We start from the raw sequence: 6406 nt of genomic DNA, 5'->3' as shown, positions 1-6406 counted from the left end.
GTCCCCTCCTCGACCGCTGGGACAAGCGGACCGTGATGATCGCGGACAGCGTGCTGCGGGCCGCGTTCCTTGGCTCCGTACCCGTCGCCGCCGCTGCCGGAGGGGTCCCGCGATGGCTGCCGTTCGCCGTGGCGGCCGTCCACGGGCTGCTGAAGATGGTGCCCATGGCGGGCTTCCCCGCCCTCATCCCCGAGCTCGTCGGCGAAGGCGACCTCGACACCGCGAACGCCCTGGAGTCGCTGAGCTTCAGCGTGGCCACGGTCGTGGGACCGGCCGTGGCCGGTGTGCTGGTCGGCGCGATCGGCGCGCCCCATGTGCTGATCATCGACGCCGCCAGCTTCCTCGTCTTCGCGGCCCTGACGGCGACCGTCCGACGACCGGCACCGGAACCGGCACCGCCCGCGGGACCGGTGGCGGAGGAGAGCCCGCCGGTGGCGGGCACGTCGATGCGCGGCGTCCTGCGCGACCCCGTCATCGCCGTCACGACCGTGGCCTTCATGCTCTTCAACATCGCCGACGGCATGCTGCTCCTCGTCATCGGCCCCTGGCTGGCCAAGAACGAACTCTCCGGCGGCGCCTCCGCGCTCGGCGGCCTCGTCGCCGCCCTGGCCGCGGGCGAGTGCCTGGGCGCGCTGCTCGCCGGGGGCCGGTCCGCCGACGGCGGCGACGCCGTACGACCGCTGCTGCGCCGGATCGGCCTGCTCCAGACGGGCGCCGCCCTGGGCTTCCTCGGCGTCCTGGGCGAGCCGCGCACCGCGGTCGTCGGCGCGGGCTTCTTCGCCGTCGGCCTCCTCAGCGCGCCGATGACCGTACTGGCCCAGTCCCTGCGCATGCGCCGGATTCCCCCCGGCCTCCACGGCCGTGCCTTCGCCTGGCTCCGCACCCTCATGCAGGGCACGGCGCCGCTGGGCTCGGTGGCGGCGGCGCTGTTCCTCGACCACGGCGGCCTCGTCGCGGCCACGCTCACCATGACCCTGGTGGCGGGGCTGCCGGGCCTGTACGTGCTGCTGGCCCCCATGACCGCGCGAACGGCCGTCAAGGCCGCTGCCGCGCGCGGTCGGTGAGCAGCCGGGCCACGCCCGGGGGAAGGTCGAGGTGGCGGTCCAGCCATGCGGCGTCGCGGCCGTGGACCGCGAGCACCCACGCGGTGTAGAGCGCGCTCGGGCCCGGGGCCCCGGAGCGTGGCAGGAGGGGGCGGACGGCCTCCGCCGGGAAGTCGGCCAGTGTCTCCTCGGTGAACCAGCTGTCGTCCACCGCGCCCAGGGGTGCGGGGTGCTCCTGGTGCGTGCGGTACCCGGCCCAGTGGCGGTACACCCACGCGCCCAGGACGACCAGGGCCAGAGCCGCGGCGCAGGCGAGCGCGGCGGCCGTCACGGGGCGGTTGCTGTCCGCGGCCGCCTTGACCGCGACCACTCCCAGCAGGCCGGCGGCGGTGGCGGCCACCGCCGCCAGTCCCTCGCCCGCGCGGGGACGGGGTGGCGTCCTCATGGTGTGGCCTCCTCTCTCCCATTGTCGCCCCACCCGGAGGGCTACTGCTCGGCCAGCGGGTCGCCCGCCGCGTGGATGCGCCAGTGCAGGTCCCGCACCCCGGGTTCGCGGGAGAGCTCGGTGACCAGGCGTTCCAGGGCGACGGTGTCCGGGCCGTCCATGGCGAAGGTGACGCGCAGCAGCACGGTGACGCTGTCGCCGGGGTCGCCGGGCTCGCCGGGCTCGACGACATGCAGGCTGCGCATGCGCGCCCCGGAGCCCGCGAAGGCGATGACGCACAGGGCGCGCACCTTGGCCTCCGAGTGCCGGTCGCACCGGGCGTGGACGGTGCACGCCGTCGGCACGGCGACGCGCTCGTCGGGCCGGGGGCGCCGGAGCAGGGGACGGTGCAGAAGTTTCACGTGAGTTCTCCCGGGGCGGATGCGAGCGGATGCGATCGGCGCGGGCCGGGACCGGGACCTGCAGGGCGGCACCGGTCGCCCGGCGGATCAGTGGCGTGCGGGCGTGGCGGCTTCGGCGATGGTGTACGGGGCGTACGGACGGAGTGCCGTGCCCGGAGGGGCCGATGCGGCCGCGGGCATGGGGAAGCCGAAGGGGGGAAGGTGAAAGGCGAGGCGACGTGCCGTGTGCGTTATCGCGTGCCGCGGGCAGGCGAGGACGGACGGACGCGGGGGCTACTGTGGCCGGGACTGCCGCAATTGGTGTCCATGTCTCCCGCCTCCTTCCGGTCGTGGCGAGCGGGCGTCGGCCCCGGCCGTCATGGCCGGGGCGCCTTCGCTCGCCGGAGCGTCGAAGCCTCCGGAATCATAGCCCGCTACTTGCGTATGGACGCAAGTACTTGATGTGACCTTGACGCGCCGACCGACCCCGACCGCGTCAGCGCGTCACCCGCACCACCGGCCGCAGCCTCTCCCCCAGGACGGCCAGCAGCCGTTCGGCGGGCGGCAGCGCCCACGGGGAGAGCGCCGCGACACCGACGGCGGCGCCCACGCCCGTCCAGGCCACCGGCCCCAGGGGCGTACACCCGAAGAAGTGGCTGACCACGGGCGTCTGGACGATGCCCGCGAGGACGAGGGCCGAGCCGAACGCGGTTGCCAGGACGAGGGGGCTGCGCTGCCGCCCGAGCACCGTCTGGGTCAACTGGGCGCCGACGACGCCGCACAGGGCCATCGTGCTGGTGCGCCGGGCCGTGCCGGGGGTGAGGCGGCCGAACAGCCAGGCGGTGGCCGCCCCTAGCCCGGTGACCAGCCCGCGCTGCCGGATCTGGCGGGTCAGCGGGGCCCCGAGCGCCGAGATGCCCACAGGAGTGTCCCCGGAGGGGCACACCTGCGGACCCTGATCCCCGTCCTGTGGGGAGTCCTGCGGGGTGTCCTGCGGGGTGACGGCCACGGCCATCGCCGGGAACATGTCGGTCAGCAGGTTGACCAGCAGCAACTGGCGGGTGGAGAACGGGGAGGCCCCGTCGAGCAGGGTGCCGAGCACGGTGAAGCCGACCTCGCCGAAGTTGCCGCCGATGAGGATGCTGATCGCGTCGGCCACACTGCGCCACAGGGCGCGTCCCTCGGCGACGGCGTCGACGAGCGCGGACAGCTCGTCCCCGGTCAGGACCAGGTCGGCCGCGTTGCGGGCGGCGGCGGACCCGCGGGCCGCGATGCCGACGCCCACGTCGGCGGCGCGGATGGCGGCGGCGTCGTTCGCACCGTCCCCGACCATGGCGACCACCCGCCCGGCCTGCTGGAGCGCCTCGACGACCTGGAGCTTCTGCTCGGGGGCGACGCGGGCCACGACGCCGCAGTCGCGCAGCAGCGCGGCCCGGCCCGCCCGGTCGAGCCCGGCCAGCCGGTCGCCGGTGACCACGCGCACGTCCTCGGGCCAGCCCAGGGCCACCGCGACCGCGCGGGCGGTCTGCGGGTGGTCACCGGTGAGGACGACCGGTCGCAGCCCGGCCCGCCGCAGCCCGGCGACGAGCGGCGCGGCGCCGGCGCGCGGGGTGTCGGCGAGAGCCACGAAGCCGGTGAACTCCAGCTCCCCGAGCGGCTGTTCCAGGATGTCGGACGTCTCGTCCGGCCGCAGTCGGCGGCCCGCCACGGCGAGCAGCCGCAGGCCCTCGCAGGCCAGTGTCTGCGCTCGCTCCTCCGCGTCGGCGGGGATGTCCCGGCAGCGCGGCAGCACGATCTCCGGCGCGCCCTTGACGACCAGCAGGCGCGTGCCGTCGGCCGTCCGGCCCACGGCGGCGGCGTGGCCACGGCTGGCCTCGAACGGCTGGCCCTCGTCCTGGGTCCAGTCCGGGTCGTCCGGGGCGGCCGCGAGCACCGCCTCGTCGGTGGCGTGGGCGTGGCCGCCCTCCTCGTCGGTGACGCACGGGCAGGCCCGTGCCGCGGCGCGGAGCACCTCGGCGGCCTCGGGGTCGTCGGCCGGGCAGGTGAGGCCCTTCGCGGTGACCGCGCGCACGGCACGCAGGCGGTTCTCGGTCAGGGTGCCGGTCTTGTCGAAGCAGATCGTGTCGACGCGGCCCAGGGCCTCCAGGGTGCGCGGGCTGCGGACGAGCACGCCGCGCCGGCTGAGCCTGCGGGCGGCGGCCATCTGCGCGACCGTCGCCACCAGCGGGAGCCCTTCGGGGACGGCCGCCACCGCGACGGCCACCCCGCCGCCGACGGCCTCGCGCACCGGCCTGCCCCGCAGCAGGGACAGACCGGTCACCGCGGCGCCGCCCGTGAGGGTCAGCGGCAGCACACGCCGGGTCAGCTCCGTGAGCCGTGCCTGCACGCCCGCCGGGGCCGGGGCCCGCGCGGCCAGGGCCGCCGCCCGGCCCGCCTGCGTCTGGTCGCCGGTGCCGACGACGACGGCCCGGCCGCGGCCCGCGACCACGGTCGTGCCCTCGAACACCATGCAGCTGCGGTCCGCGACGGCCGCGCGGGGCGTGGCGGCCAGTTGCTTGCGGGTCGGCAGCGACTCGCCGGTCAGCGCGGACTCGTCCACTTCGAGGTCGGCCACCGTCAGCAGACGCGCGTCGGCGGGCACCACGTCGCCCGTGGTCAGTTCGACGATCTCACCCGGCAGCAGGCGGGCGGCGTCCACGGTCGCCGTCGCCCCGGTGCGGCTGTCCGTGACGCGCCGGGCCCGCTGCCGCTGGCCCACGGCGAGCGCGGCCAGGGCGCGTTCGGCACGCAGCCGCTGGACGCCGCCGACCAGGGCGTTCATCCCGAGCGCCCCGGTGACCAGCAGCGCGTCCACGGTCGAGCCGAGGACCGCGGAGGCGGCGGCGCCGACGGCGAGCACGGGCGTGAGGGGGTCGTCGAGTTCGGCGCGTACGGCCTTGGTCAGACGGGTGGTCAGGCGGGCGGGGCCGAAGACCGGCAGATTCGCGACCGTACGGGCTCCGCCGCGCAGGGCAGCCAGCGGGGAGGGCGCGGTGCGGGGTGTCCCGGCCAGCCGGGACAGTACCTCCTCGGGCCGCAGGGCGTGCCAGGGGACGCGGGGTCCGGGCCGGGGCGCCCGGCGGCCCGCTGCGGCGCGGGCGGCCCGGTGCCCGGCGAACAGGGCCGCGGCAGCGGCGGCGTTGACAGGGCTGAGCCGGATACCGACCGGCAGGAGCAGCCGCCGGGCGCGGGAGTCCCCTGTGACGACCAGCAGCCCGGACAGCGCGGCTCCGGACTGGGCGAGCACCGTGGAACGGCGGCCGACGTCCCGCGCGGCGGGCGCCGCCGCCAGCAGCCGCCACGCGCCCTCCAGGCCGCCCGGCAGGAGGACGTCGGCGCCCGGCACCACGGCGTCGCCGTCCCCGGCGACGGCCACGGCGAGGTCGGCGGCGAGCAGCCCCGCGAGGAGCTCGCCCCCGTCGCCGTCGCCGTCCCCGTCGCCGTCCTCGGGAATCCGGGCGAGGGCGAGGACCGTCCTGCCATCGCCCCGGAGCGCCCGCACCACGTCGGCCAGGGGGCGCGCGGGGTCGGCGACGGTGTCGGCGAGCGCGCCGAAGTCGCCGAGGGAGGGGTCGTCCACCACGACGACGTCCAGGCCGCCCCGGCGGGCGGCGTCCAGCACCGCCTCGGCGAGCGGGTCCAGTTCCCAGCCGGTCAGCACGGTGCCGATGTCCTGGCCGTCGAGCGAGGCACGCATGCGGCCGGGGTCCTCGGGATCGGCCATGAACACGGGCATGCCGTCATGGGCCGCCTCGTCACCGTCATCACGCAGCGCGGCGGCGGCCGCCTGCCACAGCCGGTCGTGGTCCCAGGAGTCCACCGCGGGGCGCACGTCGAGGACGGTGCGACGGCGGCCGCGCAGGGCGCCGGGGTGCAGCACCACGGTGTCGACGAGCTCCAGTTGCCGCAGCCGCTCGGTGTCCCGGACGAGCAGGCCGTCCCGGGCGAGCGCGCTGCCCAGCGTGGCGGTGAACGCGGCGGGGCCGTAGCGCGCCGCCTTCGGCGAACCGGCCAGGACGGCCTCGGCGGCCCCCGCGAGACCGCGGGTGAACAGCAGGGAGGCCGCCGCGCCCACCAGGCTGCCGGTGACCGCCGTGTCGGCGTACTCCTCCCCCGGGCTCCGCCGGAGCGGCGGCCGGGCCGGGCCCGCGCAGGACAGGGTCCTCCGGCCCGGCGCGCCCAGGACGTCCAGCGCCTCGTCGTACGCGGCGGCCCGCGCGAGCGCCTCCCGCAACTGGCCCGCGCGCAGCGCCCCGTCGAGCACGAGCGCGGTCGGGGACTGCCCCAGACCGTGCGTGGCGGCGCTGACCGCGGCGAGCAGGAGGTCGGTGCCCCGCGTGCCGAGCCTGCCGCGCAGGACGCCGCGGACCCGGGAGTCCTCGCGCAGCAGCGACACAGCCGCGGTGACCAGCCGGGGCGACTTCCGCACCCGCATCGCCCGCGCCGCGACGGCGGTGACGACGCCCGCGGTGTCACAGGCGAGGACGAAGGCCAGGGCG

The 6406-nt window shown here is 77.1% G+C and carries 4 protein-coding genes; 1 reads left to right on the top strand and 3 read right to left on the bottom strand.

Annotation, left to right across the window (positions count from 1 at the left end; all coding sequences use genetic code 11):
- On the top strand, positions 1–1064 hold a 1064-nt coding region (locus K6I34_RS28845), incomplete at its 5' end, for an MFS transporter (protein WP_229330288.1).
- On the opposite strand, the gene K6I34_RS28840 is transcribed toward K6I34_RS28845, so the two are convergent.
- The 3 genes from K6I34_RS28840 to K6I34_RS28830 all read right to left on the bottom strand — a co-directional run.
- Positions 1036–1488, bottom strand: a complete 453-nt coding sequence (locus tag K6I34_RS28840; protein ID WP_229330286.1) for a hypothetical protein — start codon at positions 1486–1488, stop codon at positions 1036–1038. The genes K6I34_RS28845 and K6I34_RS28840 overlap by 29 nt on opposite strands.
- Before the next feature lie 41 nt (positions 1489–1529).
- A complete protein-coding gene (locus K6I34_RS28835; protein ID WP_229330284.1) occupies positions 1530–1889 on the bottom strand; it encodes a hypothetical protein in 360 nt (119 codons plus the stop codon).
- Positions 1890–2364: 475 nt separating this feature from the next.
- Positions 2365–6406: HAD-IC family P-type ATPase (locus K6I34_RS28830; RefSeq protein ID WP_374231045.1), on the bottom strand; the 4042-nt coding region annotated here is incomplete at its 5' end.

Origin of the sequence: Streptomyces sp. UNOC14_S4 (assembly GCF_020740835.1) — a bacterium.
Lineage (GTDB): Bacteria > Actinomycetota > Actinomycetes > Streptomycetales > Streptomycetaceae > Streptomyces.
The sequence above is the reverse complement of the archived record's forward strand: the minus strand, read 5'-3'. Positions and strand labels throughout refer to the sequence as shown.

Coding starts and splice junctions, on each gene's coding strand:
- K6I34_RS28840 (WP_229330286.1), bottom strand. CDS start 1,488: ATGAGGACGCCACCCCGTCCCCGCGCGGGCGAGGGACTGGCGGCGGTG.